Source organism: Deltaproteobacteria bacterium (assembly GCA_009929795.1).
Lineage (GTDB): Bacteria > Desulfobacterota > Desulfovibrionia > Desulfovibrionales > Desulfomicrobiaceae > RZZR01.
On the sequence record RZZR01000005.1, the window covers coordinates 18,955 to 34,971 of the forward strand.

20 protein-coding genes are annotated in these 16,017 nt (G+C 56.0%); 2 read left to right on the plus strand and 18 right to left on the minus strand.

Translation table 11 applies throughout. The features are described from left to right. Positions 1–57 precede the first annotated feature (57 nt). From fusA to EOM25_01375, 8 genes are all read right to left on the minus strand, one after another. Positions 58–2,106 carry an elongation factor G gene (gene fusA, locus EOM25_01340; GenBank protein NCC23833.1) on the minus strand — a complete coding sequence of 683 codons (2,049 nt, stop codon included), beginning with the start codon at positions 2,104–2,106 and terminating at the stop codon, positions 58–60. Next, positions 2,103–2,942: a hypothetical protein gene (locus EOM25_01345; protein ID NCC23834.1), complete on the minus strand. Its 840-nt coding sequence runs from the start codon at positions 2,940–2,942 to the stop codon at positions 2,103–2,105. The genes fusA and EOM25_01345 overlap by 4 nt, the downstream gene beginning before the upstream one ends. Before the next feature lie 84 nt (positions 2,943–3,026). After that, entirely contained in the window at positions 3,027–3,776 is a 750-nt protein-coding gene (locus tag EOM25_01350; GenBank protein NCC23835.1) for an outer membrane protein assembly factor BamD, read from the minus strand. After that, positions 3,769–4,695 (minus strand): thioredoxin-disulfide reductase, encoded by a 927-nt coding sequence (gene trxB / locus EOM25_01355; protein ID NCC23836.1) that lies wholly within the window; start codon positions 4,693–4,695, stop codon positions 3,769–3,771. Before trxB ends, EOM25_01350 begins: the two co-directional genes overlap by 8 nt. Positions 4,696–4,701: 6 nt before the next feature. Continuing rightward, the gene (trxA, locus tag EOM25_01360) at positions 4,702–5,019 is read right to left on the minus strand and encodes a thioredoxin (GenBank protein NCC23837.1); all 318 of its coding nucleotides are present in this window, start codon (positions 5,017–5,019) and stop codon (positions 4,702–4,704) included. Between the two features lie 163 nt (positions 5,020–5,182). Beyond that, positions 5,183–6,247, minus strand: a complete 1,065-nt coding sequence (gene tsaD / locus EOM25_01365; GenBank protein ID NCC23838.1) for a tRNA (adenosine(37)-N6)-threonylcarbamoyltransferase complex transferase subunit TsaD — start codon at positions 6,245–6,247, stop codon at positions 5,183–5,185. A gap of 41 nt (positions 6,248–6,288) precedes the next feature. Continuing rightward, positions 6,289–7,296: a class 1 fructose-bisphosphatase gene (locus EOM25_01370; GenBank protein ID NCC23839.1), complete on the minus strand. Its 1,008-nt coding sequence runs from the start codon at positions 7,294–7,296 to the stop codon at positions 6,289–6,291. Between the two features lie 17 nt (positions 7,297–7,313). Continuing rightward, positions 7,314–8,069 (minus strand): hypothetical protein, encoded by a 756-nt coding sequence (locus EOM25_01375; GenBank protein ID NCC23840.1) that lies wholly within the window; start codon positions 8,067–8,069, stop codon positions 7,314–7,316. A gap of 78 nt (positions 8,070–8,147) precedes the next feature. Here EOM25_01375 and EOM25_01380 point away from each other — a divergent pair, with 78 nt between their 5' ends. Continuing rightward, positions 8,148–8,591, plus strand: a complete 444-nt coding sequence (locus EOM25_01380; GenBank protein NCC23841.1) for a hypothetical protein — start codon at positions 8,148–8,150, stop codon at positions 8,589–8,591. A 33-nt stretch (positions 8,592–8,624) separates the two neighbouring features. Continuing rightward, on the plus strand, positions 8,625–8,882 hold the full coding sequence (locus EOM25_01385; protein NCC23842.1) for a hypothetical protein: 258 nt from the start codon (positions 8,625–8,627) through the stop codon (positions 8,880–8,882). A gap of 26 nt (positions 8,883–8,908) precedes the next feature. Here EOM25_01385 and EOM25_01390 read toward each other — a convergent pair whose 3' ends face one another. The 10 genes from EOM25_01390 to EOM25_01435 form a co-directional block, all read right to left on the minus strand. Beyond that, on the minus strand, positions 8,909–9,793 hold the full coding sequence (locus EOM25_01390; GenBank protein ID NCC23843.1) for a tetratricopeptide repeat protein: 885 nt from the start codon (positions 9,791–9,793) through the stop codon (positions 8,909–8,911). Then, entirely contained in the window at positions 9,790–10,098 is a 309-nt protein-coding gene (locus EOM25_01395) for a septum formation initiator family protein (protein NCC23844.1), read from the minus strand. Before EOM25_01395 ends, EOM25_01390 begins: the two co-directional genes overlap by 4 nt. Positions 10,099–10,122: 24 nt before the next feature. Further along, positions 10,123–10,392, minus strand: coding sequence for a hypothetical protein (locus tag EOM25_01400; protein ID NCC23845.1), 270 nt, complete (start codon positions 10,390–10,392; stop codon positions 10,123–10,125). Next, positions 10,379–11,041 (minus strand): hypothetical protein, encoded by a 663-nt coding sequence (locus tag EOM25_01405; protein NCC23846.1) that lies wholly within the window; start codon positions 11,039–11,041, stop codon positions 10,379–10,381. Before EOM25_01405 ends, EOM25_01400 begins: the two co-directional genes overlap by 14 nt. Further along, the gene (locus EOM25_01410) at positions 10,998–12,191 is read right to left on the minus strand and encodes a PilT/PilU family type 4a pilus ATPase (GenBank protein ID NCC23847.1); all 1,194 of its coding nucleotides are present in this window, start codon (positions 12,189–12,191) and stop codon (positions 10,998–11,000) included. The genes EOM25_01405 and EOM25_01410 overlap by 44 nt, the downstream gene beginning before the upstream one ends. 12 nt (positions 12,192–12,203) lie before the next feature. Further along, positions 12,204–13,286 (minus strand): type IV pilus twitching motility protein PilT, encoded by a 1,083-nt coding sequence (locus EOM25_01415; protein ID NCC23848.1) that lies wholly within the window; start codon positions 13,284–13,286, stop codon positions 12,204–12,206. A gap of 63 nt (positions 13,287–13,349) precedes the next feature. Then, positions 13,350–13,892: a CDP-diacylglycerol--glycerol-3-phosphate 3-phosphatidyltransferase gene (pgsA, locus tag EOM25_01420; GenBank protein ID NCC23849.1), complete on the minus strand. Its 543-nt coding sequence runs from the start codon at positions 13,890–13,892 to the stop codon at positions 13,350–13,352. A gap of 2 nt (positions 13,893–13,894) precedes the next feature. Further along, positions 13,895–14,515, minus strand: coding sequence for a lytic transglycosylase (locus EOM25_01425; protein ID NCC23850.1), 621 nt, complete (start codon positions 14,513–14,515; stop codon positions 13,895–13,897). 17 nt (positions 14,516–14,532) lie between these two features. Further along, on the minus strand, positions 14,533–15,405 hold the full coding sequence (locus EOM25_01430; GenBank protein NCC23851.1) for an ATP-binding protein: 873 nt from the start codon (positions 15,403–15,405) through the stop codon (positions 14,533–14,535). A gap of 25 nt (positions 15,406–15,430) precedes the next feature. Then, positions 15,431–16,015: a DedA family protein gene (locus EOM25_01435; GenBank protein ID NCC23852.1), complete on the minus strand. Its 585-nt coding sequence runs from the start codon at positions 16,013–16,015 to the stop codon at positions 15,431–15,433. Between the last annotated feature and the right edge of the window lie 2 nt (positions 16,016–16,017).

Sequence of the window (16,017 nt, forward strand, 5' to 3'; positions counted from 1 at the left end):
CCAAATCCGCATCTCGTCGGACAATCGAACGTGGGCCGAAAAAATGGATCGGCCTGTTCAGGCCAGGACGTCAAACCGATCGAAGCGCATGGTCATGCCGGCCCGACCCTGGGTTGCCGAGCGAATTTCCGTCGAAAAACCGAACATCTTGCGCAAGGGGGTCAGGGCCTGGATGGTCTTCTGCCCGCCACGGTCGAACATGTTCTCGATTTTGGCCCCCTTGGCGCCCAAAAGTCCGATGCACTCGCCCACGAACTCGTCTGGAACGAAAATTTCCAGCCACATTATGGGCTCCATAAGAACCGGACCGGCCTGGGCCAAGGCCTTTTTCACCGCGGCCATGGACGCCATGCGAGTCCCCAAGTCCGTGCCCTTGGGATGCCCGGCCTCGACCTCCGTGACCAAAGCCCTGACGTCTTGCATGGGATATCCCTTGACCACCCCCGACTGCAAGGCGTCCTGGGCACCGGAGAGAGCCGCCTCGGCAAAGCCTCGGGGCAGGGTTTCCCGATCCACGGCCAGGACCACCTCAACCCCGCCGTCACGGCGCAGGGGTTCAATCTCAACTCTGACCCGGCCGTAATGGGTTTCTTCGCCTAACAACCGATCGACCTCGACCTCGGCATCGGCCTTGCGGATGATGGTCTCCTGATAGACCACCTGGGGTTTGCCGGCCCTGAAATCAATACCCTGCTCCCTGCGAAGCCGTTCGATGATCACTTCCAGATGAAGCTCACCCATGCCTGAAAGGATAAGCTGTTCTGTGTCCTCGTTGCGTTCCAGGAACAAGGTCGGGTCCTCTTGAAGAAGTCGGTCCAGGGCCTCCTCCAATTTCTCTTCTTCCTCGGCGTTGCGGGCCTCAAGACCCAGGGAAATGACCGGCTTGTATTCCTCGATCCGTTCGAGCAGGATTGAGGAATCTTTGCGGCAAAGAGTATCCGCAGTTCTGGTGGCCCGCATTCCGGCGGCGGCCACGATCTGCCCTGCCTTGGCAACGTCAACCCTTTCGCGCCTTCCGGCATGGAGTACAAACAACCGGGCCGCCCGTTCCTCTATGCCCTGGGTTGAGTTGTAAACCAGATCTCCGGCCTCGAGTTGGCCCGTGTACACCCTCAGGAATGCCAGTTTCCGGCCGGTCTCCATGCTGATCTTGAAGCATAGGGCCGACAGGGGTGATCTGCTGGAAAGAGGGAACGACCTGGGCTCTCCGTTCTCCGGGTCCACCCCCTTGGGCAGAGGAACATCCAGCGGAGAAGGAAGATACTTGACGATGCCGTCCATGAGCGTTTGCACGCCTGCGTTGCGCAGGGCGGACCCGACAAAGACGGGAACGATGGATTCGTCGAGGGTGGCCGCCCTGATGCATGCATCTAGGCGTTCGACAGGCACGGATTCCCCGGCCAGATAAGACTCGAGTATGACTTCATCCCGGTCGGCCAGAATTTCCACGGCCTTGTCCCGCCACGTTTCGGCCAGAGCGGCTTCGTCGTCATCCAAGGCCAGACGTGAGATCACGTTGCCCTGGGTTTCGGCATCAAATAGGAGTTTTTCTCTCGCAAAAAGATCGATCACCCCCCGGAACTCGGCCCCCTGGCCCAGCGGGACGAACAAGGGCAGGGGCACGACTCCCAGTTTCTCACGCATAGATTCGAGCACGGTCCAAAAATCGGCTCCAGGCCGATCCATCTTGTTGACGAAGGCCAGCTTTGGCACATGGTACTTCTTGGACTGCCGCCAGACGGTTTCGCTCTGAGGTTCGACCCCGCCCACGGCACAGAACACTCCCACGGCTCCGTCCAGAACCCGCAGGCTCCGATCCACCTCGACCGTAAAATCGACATGACCCGGAGTGTCGATCAAATTTACAGTCTTCCCTTCCCAGGAAAAAGAGGAACACGCCGAAGAAATGGTGATTCCTCGTTCCTGCTCTTCTGGCAGGTAGTCCATGGTCGCGTTGCCGTCATGAACTTCGCCCATGCGGTGGATACGCTTGGCGTAGAATAGCATGCGCTCGGTCAACGTCGTTTTCCCGGCGTCGATGTGGGCGATGATCCCGATATTGCGCAATTCGCGCAGATACTTCTCCTCTTTGGGCTTTTCCTTCATGGCTGTGTGTCCTCGTGGTCGCAGACGATGGACAGGGTCCGGTTCTGAAACCATTTCGGACCGAGCTCTGGCCAGCACCACAGGCCCTCGCATCCCGGGCCCAGAATCGGGGCCGAATCCGACAAAAAAACCGTGCCCTCCCTGTTTCGATGATCGGAAGAATGGGCCTCGGCCAAAGTCGTGCATCCGGACTGAGCAAAGGCCAGGGTTTCCAGGTCTCGGTGCCTTTCCAAATTGTCGGGAACGCCAAGCCCTTCAGGTTCCTGCCAGCTCGGACAGGACCAGAGCGGGGCACGGGTCCGGAATCCGGATTCCCAGGGGCCGAGCAGAATCGTCCGTCCTGCAGATGATTCATTGGCAAGGCCCCGTACAAGGCACTCGAATTCCCTGCTCGTGCAATCGGCCGCCAGCTCCACCCCGCCAAGTTCCAACGCGGCCAGAAGGGTCGGTGGAAATCTCCGTCGATTCCGACGTCGGACCACGGCGATGGTCTGAACGCCGGCCAGAATGGCCGGAACCACCGCCGACAGGAGCATCATGGGGGCCCTGGCGTCGGGGTGCAACAAAACCAGCAGCCACGGAGCTGTGGTCCTTGTTTCAATAGATCGTGTTCCATCGGGCCATGGCGTGATCACCTGACCCGGGGGCTGATTCTTGACTTTCCAAAATCTCCAAAGCCAAGCGATGCCGGTCTTTATGGTCGCCCGCTGGGTGGTCGTCAGCAGGCCGTAGGCACGGGAAAATCCGGCGTCGTCAATCCATCGAGACTCCAAGGTCTGCATCCAACCCGGTTCGACATCAAGCCGGAACTCAGCGTCGGCTTTGCCCTCTTCCATTCAACCCACCCTTGGTCCGCTTTCTGAAATTCACACTATAAAAAAGGCGGCCAAGGCCGCCTCACGAAAAATCGATCCGGCCGATCACAGCCAGTCGAACCATTGTTTCCAACTGCCTTTCTCCTCATCGATCCGTTCCTGGGAACGACTTTTCTGATATTTGAAGTAGGACAGGTCCCTGCGCACCAAAGAATAACGAACAATCTCCTCCTGCTCAGGATACCTGTCGACCACGTATGAATACCGTTGCCAAGCCGCCTCGTAGTTCCCGGTTCTCCAGTAAAAATCGGCTACAAAGACCTCGTGTTCGGCCTCGTAACGCCTGCACTTGACAATATACTCCCGGGCCTCCCCGGCGTAGGGACTGTCGGGAAAGCTCAGGGCCACCCGGTTGAAATAGTCCACCGCCTCGGTGATATTGTCCTGGGGAAGGTCGATGGAATCGAACATAAGGAAATTGGACTTCCCGATCTGGAACAAAACGTAGGGTATGGCCTCGTGTCTGGGATGCAGCGCCTCGAACTCCTTGTAGGTCGCCACGGCGGCCTTGTACTGCTCGTCAAGAAAATAGGCATCCCCGAGGGCGAGTTCGGCCATGGCCGTGTACGGGCTGAAAGGGTATCGTTCCTTGAGCTTTGTAAAGGAATCGATGGCATCCCCATACCGCTTCTCCTGCATGGCCAGACGGCCAGCCTCGGCCATTTCCTGGGCCGTATCCTCCGGAGGGGTCAGGAAAACGTAGTCAATAAGCCCGCATCCCTGAAGAAGCCCGGCCAACATCAAACAAAGAAAAAAATGGCGCAACGGTCTTATTCCGTCCCAAAAATCAAACATTGGTTCGCTCGATGAATTCGGTCGCTGCGTAGGCGGCAACAGCCCCGTCTCCCACTGCGGAGGTCACTTGCCTGCAGCGTTTGGAGCGGACGTCTCCGGCGGCAAAAACCCCATCAATATTTGTGGCCATTTCCTGGTCGGTCTTCAAGAATCCGTCCTCGTCCCGCTCGAGATCGGAAGGAAGGAAACCAGTGGCCGGTTTTAGGCCGATAAAGATGAACGCCCCGTTGACCTCGAGATGAGATCGCTCATCGGTCACCACATTCTTCAGATCAACTCCGGTCAGACCATTTTCTCCGACAAAAGACGTGACCACAGTGTCCATGTGGGGAACGATCTTGGGTTCGCGGGCCACCTTGTCCTGATAGATTCGATCTCCACGGAAACGATCCCGCCGATGCACCAAATGGACCTTGCTCACGATCCTTGCCAGGTACAAAGACTCCTCGAGGGCCGTGTTTCCACCGCCGATACAGATCACTTCCTGGCCACGAAAAAAATTTCCGTCGCACACGGCGCAATACGAGACGCCCCTCCCTGCCAGCTGATTCTCTCCGGGAGCTCCAAGCTTCTTCCAATTGGCTCCGGTGGCAACAATGACCGTTCTGGCCGAGACATCTTGGTCACCCACGGAAGCTGTCTTGATCTTCCCTTTGAGGTCCACCTTGAGAACCTCGTCCGAAAACCGGTCACAGGAAAAGGGTTTCAGATGCCGCTCAAAGAGTTCGGAAAGCTCCCAGCCCAAAATGCCTTCTGGAAAACCCGGATAGTTGTCGATCCGCTCCGTGTTGAGCATCTGTCCGCCTGGGGCCAACTTCTCGGCCCAGGCCAGAGAAAACCCGGCTCGAAGAAGATAGAGAGCCGCCGTGATTCCTGCCGGGCCTCCGCCGATAACGAGGCAATCGTATAGTGCCGTCATGCCGGGCTAGATCTTGGAACTGATCATCTGCTTCAGACTGGCCTTGGATACGGCCCCGGTGACCTGCTCGACGACCTCTCCACCCTTGAAAAGAATGAGGGTCGGAATGGCCCGGATTCCAAACCTGTTCGGAGTGGCCGGATTCTCGTCCACATTCATCTTCACGATCTTCACAGTTCCGGCATATTCCTGGGCCAATTCCTCAACGACTGGAGTTATTGCCCGGCATGGCCCGCACCAGGGGGCCCAGAAGTCGACCAGAACCGGCAAATCATTTTTAAGGACTTCGGACTCAAAATTGTTGTCCGAGATCTGCTGCGCCATTTTGAACTCCTTGTTCATAAAAAAGGTTGACTGACAAAAATCAAGGCGACATAGGCCAAATCGATCACCCGAAACACGGCTTCCATGCGCCATTTTCAAGTGAAAACTCTACGTGGTGGTTCAAACCCCTGTCAAGCGGCGGACCAAGGACCAAAACACAGCATTATATGGATCGATAATCCCAGGGTACCTTCCGGCCTCTGGGCACGGCGTCGAGATCCTGCCCATGAAAAAAACCCGCACGGCCAAGAATTTCGCCGTAATAAGCAATCATGACCCCGTTGTCGGAACAGAGGCCGACATCCGGGATGGCCAGGCTAATCCCATGGACTTGGGACAATTGTCCGGCTATGGCCCGCACGGCGCTATTGGCGGCAACCCCACCCGCAACCACCAGCATTCTCGTGTCCGGGTAACGGGCCAACGCCCGCTCGATCTTGATCCGGATCGTATCAGCCACGGCCCAGTTGAAGGAGGCGCAAAATTCCGGAAGATCGGGATGGATCGTCAACGAGGCCAAGGTCCCTTCCGTGCTCATATGCCTCTGAACGAACTCCGGACGGCTGGCGATGAGGTTGGCCGTGGCCGTCTTCAACCCGCTGAAACTGAAATCGAGATTCTGATTGTCGAGATACGGTCTGGGCAACATCTTGCGGTCCGGTTCGGCCAACACGGCCATCTCGTCGATCAGACGACCCCCAGGATAGGGCAAATTCAGACATTTGGCCGTCTTGTCAAAAGCTTCTCCGGCCGCGTCGTCCAAGGTCCGACCCAAAACCGTGAACGAGGTGGAAGATTCAGACCGATAGATGGACGTGTGCCCCCCGGAGACCACCAGGCCGAGAAAAGGAAACTCCAGGGGGGATGCCATTCCGGAAACCATCAGATGGGCCAGGAGATGATCAACGCCGATCAAGGGAACGCTCAGCCCCATGGCAACCCCCTTGGCGAAACCCAACCCCACCAGAAGACTCCCCAAAAGGCCCGGCCCACGAGTCACGGCCACAAGCCGAATGTCCTGGGGGCTCCGGTCGCAATTTCGGAAAAGATCGGCCCACAGACCAGGGAGAACCCGAAGATGCTCCCTGGAGGCGATCTCGGGTACGACCCCACCGAAAACGGCATGAACAGGGACCTGGCTGGCGAGACAACTGGAAACCACAAGGCCGTTATCGACAAGGGCCAAGCCGGTCTCGTCGCAGGAAGACTCAATTCCGAGACAGAGCATGAAATACGGTTCTTTGATACTCGAAAGCGGTTCCTTCGGAACTATCCTTCGGACATGACTTTCGTGGCGAGTTCCACGTCGCTCTTGGAACCAATAAACAGGGGAACGCGGGAGTGAAGGTCCAAAGGGCCCATATCCAGAATCCTCTGATAGCCATCCGTCGCTGATCCTCCGGCCTGTTCGACGATCATGGCCATAGGCGCGGCCTCGAAATAGTACCGTAGCTTTCCCGTGGGCTTTTTGGGGTCCCGGGTGTCAGCCGGGTACATAAAGATGCCCCCGCAGAGCAGGTTGCGATGGAAATCCGAAACCAGGGAACCGATGTAGCGCAAACTGTACGGACGGCCCTGGGCATTTCCCCCGGCCTTGAGCCTAGTCAAAACCTTCTTGGTCCGATCGTCCCAATAATTCCAGTAGCCTTCGTTGATCGAATAGACCTTGCCGTGCTCCGGAATGACAATGTTCGGATGCGAGAGCAAGAACTCCCCGATGCTTGGATCCAAAGTGAAACCGTGGACCCCCTCGCCTGTCGTGTAGACGAACATGGTCGAGGATCCGTAGATGACATATCCAGCTGCCACCTGGTCCAGGCCTCTCTGAAGAACCTCGGCCTGACTGACCTCATGTCCCTGGCCGCTTTTGCGTCGGTAGATACCGAAAATGGTCCCGATGCTTGCGTTGGCATCGATGTTCGAGGACCCATCCAGGGGATCGAACATCAGAAAATATTCACCCACTGGAAACTGGTCGGGAATGAGAATCAAGTCGGCCTGCTCTTCCGAGGCCATGGCGCAGAGGACTCCGGCCCTGGTCATGCGATGAACGATGACCTTCTGGGAAAAATCATCCAGCTTCTGGACCTGTTCCCCTTGGACATTGACCTCCCCGGTCAGGCCGAGAATGTCGGCGAGTCCGGCCTTGGTCACCTCCCTGGAAATGAGCTTCGCCGACAGGATCAACTCGTTTAAGAGACGGGTAAACCGTCCCGTAGCCATGGGAGACTTCTTCTGGTGGAGCAGCATGTGTTCGACAACCGTGATTCCGATCATCAGCGACCTCCCGAATTTCATTGTTCCATGGCGTAGATGAACCAAACACCGCCCATGGTCCGGGCCAGCCATAGATAAACCCGGCCATCAACGTCCATGGTTCCCTGGATCTTGTCCGCGTTTAACAGCCTGTTTTCTATCAACTGCATGGCTTTGTCCGGACCTTCAGCTCCCAACCGGCCACAGAACAGGGTCGAGTTGGAAAATAAGATTAAACGATCCGGAGCATCACTCAACCGACACAGACTTCTTGGATCGAAATGAGCGACAATCAAACCTTGCCAAAGGCTATCCTTGAAAAACGGAGCGGCAAGAAAAAACTCAGGGCCCAGAGGCGTCTCTTTGAAGCCACCTCGGACCTTACGATCGTTCCACTCGTCGCCCAAGGCCAGCTCAGAAGTAAAATCAAGGGATTTCATGGTCACCGGAGGCTCCTGATGGAGGACTACACCCGAAGAATCAATGGCCATCAGACCGCTCAGCCAGGGAAGTTCCTCCAAAACTCGACCATACCATTCGTCCGAAGGGAAACGATCCTGACTGTTCATGATCCGGTACAATCTGGCCAGTTGGGTGTCCACGGGCCGGAATAGCCGGGAAAACTCGGCCCGAGGGGAATCCTCGGGCACTTCAAGATCCAGGCTCGGGTTGGGATTTACATATTCCTTGTATACTTTTCTCGTCCCCTTCCAGGTAGATTTCAGATAGCTGCAGCCCGAAGCGGTCAGACACACAGCCAACAAAAGGACGATGAGCGCGATCTTGATTTTCATGTTTCCCTTGTGAACGACAGCGTCCCGTGAATCCGGGCCACTTGATTTTCTATATGGAGTTCTTTAGCTCTCATAGCCATGATCATCATTTTCAGTCTGCTCATGATCCTGGCCTTCACTCTGGCCACGTCCTTGGCCTGCCGACGAATCATCCTCTGGCGCGAGGCCGAGATCCACTCCCTGACCGGCCGGGAAAAGGATATCGAACAACAATACAGGGCTCTGAAGCTGGAATTATCCACCCTTAAGGATGATATCCTGGGTCTTGAAACGGCCCTGGATAAACTCCAATCAACAGTTCGACCCCAGGAACAGGGTTCGCCAGAACCCGGTGCCGCGACCGTGAACTTTGAAGAATTTTTGATATCCCAGGGCATCGTCAATCAAGAACAATGCGAAAGAGCCGTTCGGTTCATCACCGCCTCGGGAAACGGCAACCTCCGTATGGAGGATGCCCTTGTGCTCCTGGGATTTGCCTCCTATAAGGACGTCAAAGCTGCCAGAAAAAAATTCCAGCCCTGAACCAGACCCATCGATCAAGGATCGAAACTCAAAATGTACGTTTCCATCATTCTTGGCATCGTCCTGACATTGGCATCCATCTGGATTATCGGTGCTGTTTTCGTTCGCGCCCAGGCCGCAGTCCAAAAGACCAAATACACCACTGACTCCAGAATCGCCACACTGGAGGACAAAATCAAGCGAATGCACGACAGTCGAGAACGATTTCGCGAACGGATCTCGACTTTACGGGCCGAACTCGAGGCCTTTGAATCACAGGCATTGCCGACTTCCGGCTTCCCAGAACCCTGACCCCCGGAACAAATCAAGATCCAGTCCTAGGCCTTTCTAGCCCGCTGTTCCAATCTTTCGGCCAGATCTTCCAATCGGCCGACCACGTCGTCGGCCTGATCCGGTTCTCCCCCATCTTGATCATGCGCACCCTCTTCTAGGGCCGTCCGGGCTTTGGCCACCTGGGACTCCAGATCTCTACGATCCGATCCGGGAAGACTTTCCCGCCACAGTTCGGTGTAGATATCCAAGGCCTTGCGATACTCTCCCTGTGAAAAAAGGACATCGGCCATGGACCGGGTTCTCACCCCGCCCTCAATCAGGCTTTCGTCGACCTCTTCGGCATCCTCGTCCTGATCGGGCTCCTGAAGGTCCTCCTCCACCGGAACGGTCAGGACAGCTCCGGCGAGATCCTCAGTCGGCTGAGGGGATTCGTCCGGAGGGTATTCCTCCCATTCCTCCTCCACGACGGCACCCTGTTCGACCTCGCTTTTGGCCGAAGCCCTGCGATCTTGTCCCCGATCGGCAAGCAAAATCTTCAAGCCGGCAGAGAAGATATCTTTGACGGACACCGGCTTTGAGCCAAAGTGAGAAGTCAAAAGGGACAGGATCATGGCCGCCTCACTCCGCCCCTCTCGCTCCAGTTCCTGGCTCCAAATCTGGAAAAAAGGTGGACAACCGTGCAGGGAATTCATCAATTCTCGCACCAAGGCTCCGGCCTCATCTCCCTTACCTTTTTCATGACAGACCCGGATCAGAAGAAGCCGGGCCTCCATGTGCTCTGGGTGGCGTTCCAGGCCTTGCCGCAAGACCGTCTCGGCCTCGTCCTTCAGTCCGGCCTCAAGATACATGCCCGCCAAGGGAAAGAACACCTTGGAATTCGAGTCCAAACTGAAAATTTCCCTGTAAAATTTGATTTTTTCTTGCATCATTCATGCTCCGGAAGCTTTCTGGTCCGATCAGGGACAAGGTAAAGGACCTCTCCCGGTCGAACATAGTTCATTTCCCGCCTGACCACACTCTCCAAATACATCTCGTTGTCACGCATGAGACGGATCTGTCTGCTAAGGTCCACGTTTTTCTGTTCGATCTCCTCCACTCGCATCAACATGGACCGGTAGGCATCCTGGACCTCGAAATAGGCCATGATGCCGTGAGGACTGAAAACAAAACGATAGGCCAGAAAGAGATCAAGGGCCAGAAGGGCCGCAATGGTAAATTTCGACCACGTATTCATGACGTATTTGCCATTGCCGATTCTCTAGTGGAGTATCCGAAGAGGACCAAGGGGCACGTCTCCAAACACCTTTCGCAATTCGTCGAAAAACCGTGCCGTGGCCTCTTCGATCCGCTCAACATCGGATTCGGCCATGGCCATTGAAGCGATGCGGGGAGCCAACCTGCGCAGATATTTGAACTCGGTGGCCGTTTCAGAGTCCTGGCCTGAAAGCCCCAGCCGAGCCTCCAGTTCCAGTATGGCCTCTACGCAGGATGCAACCCTGGACAACAGGGCCGGATCAGTTCTGTCCACCCTGCCGGTCCAGATTACGCCGAGCCTTGTTCCACATCTCGACGTGGACCTCAAAGGCTTTTTCAACGTTGTCAAGGTGATCGTCCATCTTTTCGACGTCCTCTTCATTGAGATACATATTGACCCCCAGCCTGAAGGCCTCGACCGGGTCCATGCTCACGGCCTTGCCTCCAGCCATAACCACGTTGACCTCTCTCCTTCTAGTGCCGGTCCAGGAATGGATGACATCCAAAAGACTCCGCCCGTGCTCGTCATCGTGCAGCACGACAATTTGATAGGTGTTGAGCATCAGGCGTGCGTGGTCCGTGTCCTTATAGGTTGCCAGGCTGATATGGATTCCCCGAAGCTGCAGTGCTTTGTACAAAGTCTTGGAGAATCGGCCCTCGGGCAAAGCCGAGAAGGCCACCCTGGCCCCTGGAGGAAAAAACTCCAGAACGTCAGCTGTAGCCCCGGCCCTGACCACCTGACGAACTACCTCTTCGGCCTTGAGTTCTGGGCCCTTGTCCCGATCGACCACGATCTTACTTCCGCACCGGGGACAACGTACGCCAAAGCGTTTCGATTCCGGCAGCTTCTCGTCCGGAATCCGGAAACGGGCCTCGCAGCTAGTGCACGCCAGATCCACCGCGCCCTCCAGATCCCTGTCCATAGTTGACGTCGAGCTCGAGCCTCTCGATGTCCGTAACCTTCTCGCCCCTGTTCGCTCTGATTCGATCGATCATCTGCATGAGCCTAGTTCGGAACGAGGCGTGGATCATGGCCGTACGGGCCGTAATCTCCCCCTTCTCGAAAAGGTTGGCCAGAAATTTGTCAAAGGTGATCATGCCAAAGGCCTCCCCCTGTTCGATGATCGAGTAGAAATTCTTCTCCTCGGACTCCCCGTTGTGGATGACTTCCCGGACCCGGAGATTGGTGGCCATGATCTCAAAGGCCGCCACCCGACCACCTGAAACCCTTGGCATGAGCCGCTGGGAGACGACGAATTTCAGACTCTCGGCCAAACGTTGCCGAACAAGCCGCTCCTCGGATAGGTCGAACATGCCGATGATCCGGTTGATGGTCTGGCCGGCGTCGCTTGTATGCAGGGTCCCCAAAACCAGATGGCCCGTCTCCGAGGCCTCCAAGGCCGTGGTGACAGTCTCTCGGTCCCGTATTTCGCCCACGAGAATGACCTTGGGCGCCTGACGCAGGGCTGCCCGCAGGCCTGATGCAAAGGCGTCGAAATCCTGACCCAGCTCACGCTGATTGACCGTGCCCTTCTTGTGGGTATGAAGATATTCGATGGGGTCTTCCAATGTGACGATATGCTTGGGGTGATGCTCGTTGATCCGGTCGATGAGCGCAGCCAGGGACGTCGATTTCCCCGTTCCAGTGCCTCCCGTGACCAGTATAAGCCCATATTTTTCGTTGACCATCTTGTGAAAGACCTCGGGCAGACCCATCTCTTCGAGAGTCGGAACGTGCATAGCCAGCTTGCGCATGACGATGCCCAGGGAGGCCTTCTGACCCAGTACGTTGACCCTGAATCGGTACTGCCCCGGAAGTTCGTACGACAGGTCGCAGGAGCCGCTCCTGAGTTGGTCCTGATAGAGCCGCATGCTCCGCCCCATCATACACGTGGCGATGCTTTCGACCTGAAAGGGATTCAGTGGCTTGGTAAGGGGCCCTGCTGCAACGTCACGAAGATCTCCGAAAACCTCCACCTGGGGAGGCTTGCCGACTGTAAAGATGATGTCCGAGGCGTCCGGAGCATCCTGCATGATGGCATCCACGAGGTGGTCGAGTTGGGATCTGATCATGATTGCACCTGCCTACACCTCGGTGAAGTCCTCTGGAGGAGAGGTCAGGAAATCCCGGAACTTGGACTTGGAGGAGGCCTTGTTGTAAGCCTGCTCGGCATCGATGATGTTGGCCTCCAGGTATTTCATGATGGCGTCGTCCAGGGCCTGCATGCCGTACTTGCGACCGGTTTCGATGACGTTGTTTATCTGGAAGATCTTGTTTTCCCGAATCAGGTTTCGAACGGCCGGAACGCAAATGAGAATCTCCAGGGCCGCCACCCGACCTGGCCTGTCGATGCGCTTGAAGAGGTTCTGGGCCACCACGGCCCGAAGCGAATCGGCAAGACCGGACCGGACCTGCCCTTGCATCTGGCCGGGAAAAATCTCGATGATTCGGTCGATGGTTTTGGAAGCCGAAATGGTGTGAAGGGTTCCGAAAACCAAATGGCCGGTCTCGGCAGCCTCCAAAGCCAATTGAATGGTTTCAAGATCGCGCATTTCGCCCACCAGGATGATGTCCGGGTCTTCGCGCAGAGCCCCTCTCAGGGCAGCGTGGAAACTTTTGGTGTCACGGCCGACCTCGCGCTGGTTGATCAGACAATTGACGGACTCATGGACGAACTCAATGGGATCCTCGATGGTCAGGACGTGCTCTTTGCGGTTCCTGTTGATGAAATCAATCATCGCCGCCAAAGTGGTCGATTTACCGCTGCCTGTAGGCCCGGTGACTAGGACCAGTCCCTTGGGGAGCTGACAGATATTTTTCAGAATCGGGGGAAGGCCGAGGTCTTCGATGGTCAGGATCTTCTGGGGAATCTCGCGGAAAACAGCGGCCACACCTCGCTGCTGATTGAAAAAGTTGGCCCTGTATCTGGCCATTTTGGGCACTTCGTAGGAAAAGTCGACGTCCCCGGTTTCCTCGAAGGACTTAATCTTGTCCTCGGGAGTAATTTCATACAAGAGCTTTTTCAGCTCCTCGTGTTCGAGGACTTTGTACTTGATCCGCTGCATCTCGCCGTGAAGACGGATGATGGGCTGGGACCCGGTCGAAAGGTGCAGGTCGGAGGCACCCAGGTCGTGGACCATCTTGAAAAAGGCGTCTATCTGGGCCATTGGCCGCTCCTGGTCTGGGGTTGTCGGCGGATGAACTTCGCTTTCATCAGTATCGGCAAAATCTCACTTCGTCCAGATTTTGTAAAAGTTCAAAAAATAATTTCCTCCCGAATAGACGGTCATAACCAGGGAAATGTAGAGCATGGTCAGGCCCAAAGGATTCGGGTCAATGCCGAAGACCGGATAATGAAGGATGAGGGGGCCAATACTCAGCATCTGGAAAACCGTCTTGATCTTGCCGTACGCGTCAGCGGCTATGACCAGTCCCTGCTGAGCGGCCACGGCCCTCAATCCGGTAACCAGGATCTCCCTGACGACAATGATCACTGCCGCCCAAGCCGGAACCCAGCCCAAACCAACAAGGGAGATGAGGACAGAGCTGACGAGGATCTTGTCGGCGATGGGGTCCAAAAACTTTCCAAGAGTTGTGATCTGATTGTATCGCCGGGCCACGAAACCATCAGCCAGATCGGTGAGCGAGGCAGCCGCGAAAAAGATTAGGGCCGTCATGCAGGTCATCCGTCCGGGATAGGCCAAGAGGAGGACGATGACCGGAACGAGAAATATCCGTCCTAAAGTCAGGATGTTGGCCAGATTGAAAACCATGGTCATCCCTGTCCCTTGATCCGATTGTAGATGTGCATGACCTTTTTCACGTAGTTTTTGGTCTCCTGGAAAGGCGGGATGCCCCGATACTTTTCGACGTTGGTCGGCCCGGCGTTGTAGGCGGCCAGAGCCAGGGGAATGTCCTGAAACTTGGTCAACATCATCTTGAGATATCTGATGCCGGCGTCGATGTTCTCCTCCGGATCAAAGGGCCGCTTCAGACCAAGATCCTTTTGGGTATCGGGCATGATCTGCATCAGCCCCTGGGCCCCGGCAGAGGAAACTGCATCGCTCCGATAACCCGACTCCACCTCAATCACCGCATGGACCAGAGCCTCGTCCAGATCGTGTCTTTCGCTATAGAAGGACACGACCCTTGCGAACTTCCGGTCGTCCAGCTGCTTGGCCTCACCAAAGGTAATGTAAGGCTGGAACTTGTCCGATGTCGGCAGATCGGTGAAATGAAGACCACCGTGTTCATCTTTGTAGAAATAGATGGTTCCGGACCCGGCGCAACTGGCCCATGTCAGAACCACTGCCCAGGCCAAGATGACGCTGAAACCCATAATTGAGATGACAGCGCCTTTTTCAACTGATTCCATGGAATTTCCGATGCTGACCATCTCCACTGATCCTGCCCTTAAACATGAATGCTGGACACCGCCTCCAAACTTTCCCTGGCAGCACGGGCCACGGTTTCAGACAACTCCAACAGAGCCTTCCGAGCGGGAGTTTCCTCGTCCAGAAGGACCACAGGTTTTCCCAGATCTCCTGCTACCACTGTGGACGGATCCAAGGGAATGGCCCCGAGAAACCTCAATCCGTACTTTTCGGCCAGGTCCCGGCCTCCTCCGGACTTGAACAAATCAATCTTCTTGCTGCAATGAGGGCAGATGAGTCCGCTCATGTTTTCGACCACTCCCAGAATGTTGGCCTGGGCGTACTGGAGGAAATTGACGGCCTTACGCACGTCAGCCAGGGAAATCTCTTGCGGAGTGGTCACAACGATGCTCAATGCCTCGGGAATGGTCTTCAGCACGGTCATGGGCTCGTCTCCGGTGCCCGGAGGCGAGTCGATGACCAAAAAGTCCAGTTCTCCCCAGTCCACATCGGCCACGAACTGCCGTATGGCCCCGGTCTTCATTGGCCCTCGCCAAAGAACGGCCTGGTCCGGATCCTTGAGCAGGGACTCCATGGAAACTACGGCCAAATTCTCGTTGTACATCTTCGGTTGGACAATGGATCCCCTGTCGATCTCAAGGAGACCCTTGAGCCCCAGAAGGTGGGGAACGCTGGGTCCATGGATGTCCACGTCCAGCAGGCCGACCCGGTAGCCCTTGATGGACAGCGCCGCGGCCAGATTGACGGCAACGGAACTCTTGCCCACTCCGCCCTTGCCGCTCATGACGAACAACTTGTATTTGATCTTGCTCAGGGTCGAGGCGATCAATTGATCCTGCAGGGCGTTGGCGCTGCTTTTCTTGTCTGTGCCGCTCGACGGGCAGGTACTCATCCTGTCATCACTCCTTGCTCGATATTTAGATCAATTTCAGGGCTGCGAAGCCCAGGATAACCAGGACCAGTGTGGCACTGACCACCAGATTGAATCGCTCGGCCAGAAAATATCTGGCCTGTTCACCAAAGAAATGGATGAACAAGGCGATCAGAAAAAACCGCAGCCCTCTGCTGAGAATGGAGGCCAGAACAAAGGTCGGCCAATCGATTCTGAATGCCCCGGCCGTCAACGTGCACAGCTTGTAGGGGATCGGTGTCAGCCCGGCCACAACCACGGCCCAGGCACTCCATTCCCTGTACCACTCCTGGACCACTCCATATTTGTCCGTCAGACCATAAAAGGCAATAATCGGATCACCGATGGCCTCCATAAAATATTGACCGATCAGATAGCCGAACACTCCGCCGAGAATGGACAAGACCAAACAGATCCCGGCATACCGGAAAACCCGATCCCGTCTGGCCAGGCCCATGGGAATGAGCAGCAGATCTGGAGGAATGGGAAAAAAAATCGATTCTGTGAAGGACACGACCATCAAAACCTTTTCGGCCCCTTTTCGGCCGGCCACATCCCACAGCCAATCCATCCATCTTTGAATGAATTTCATGA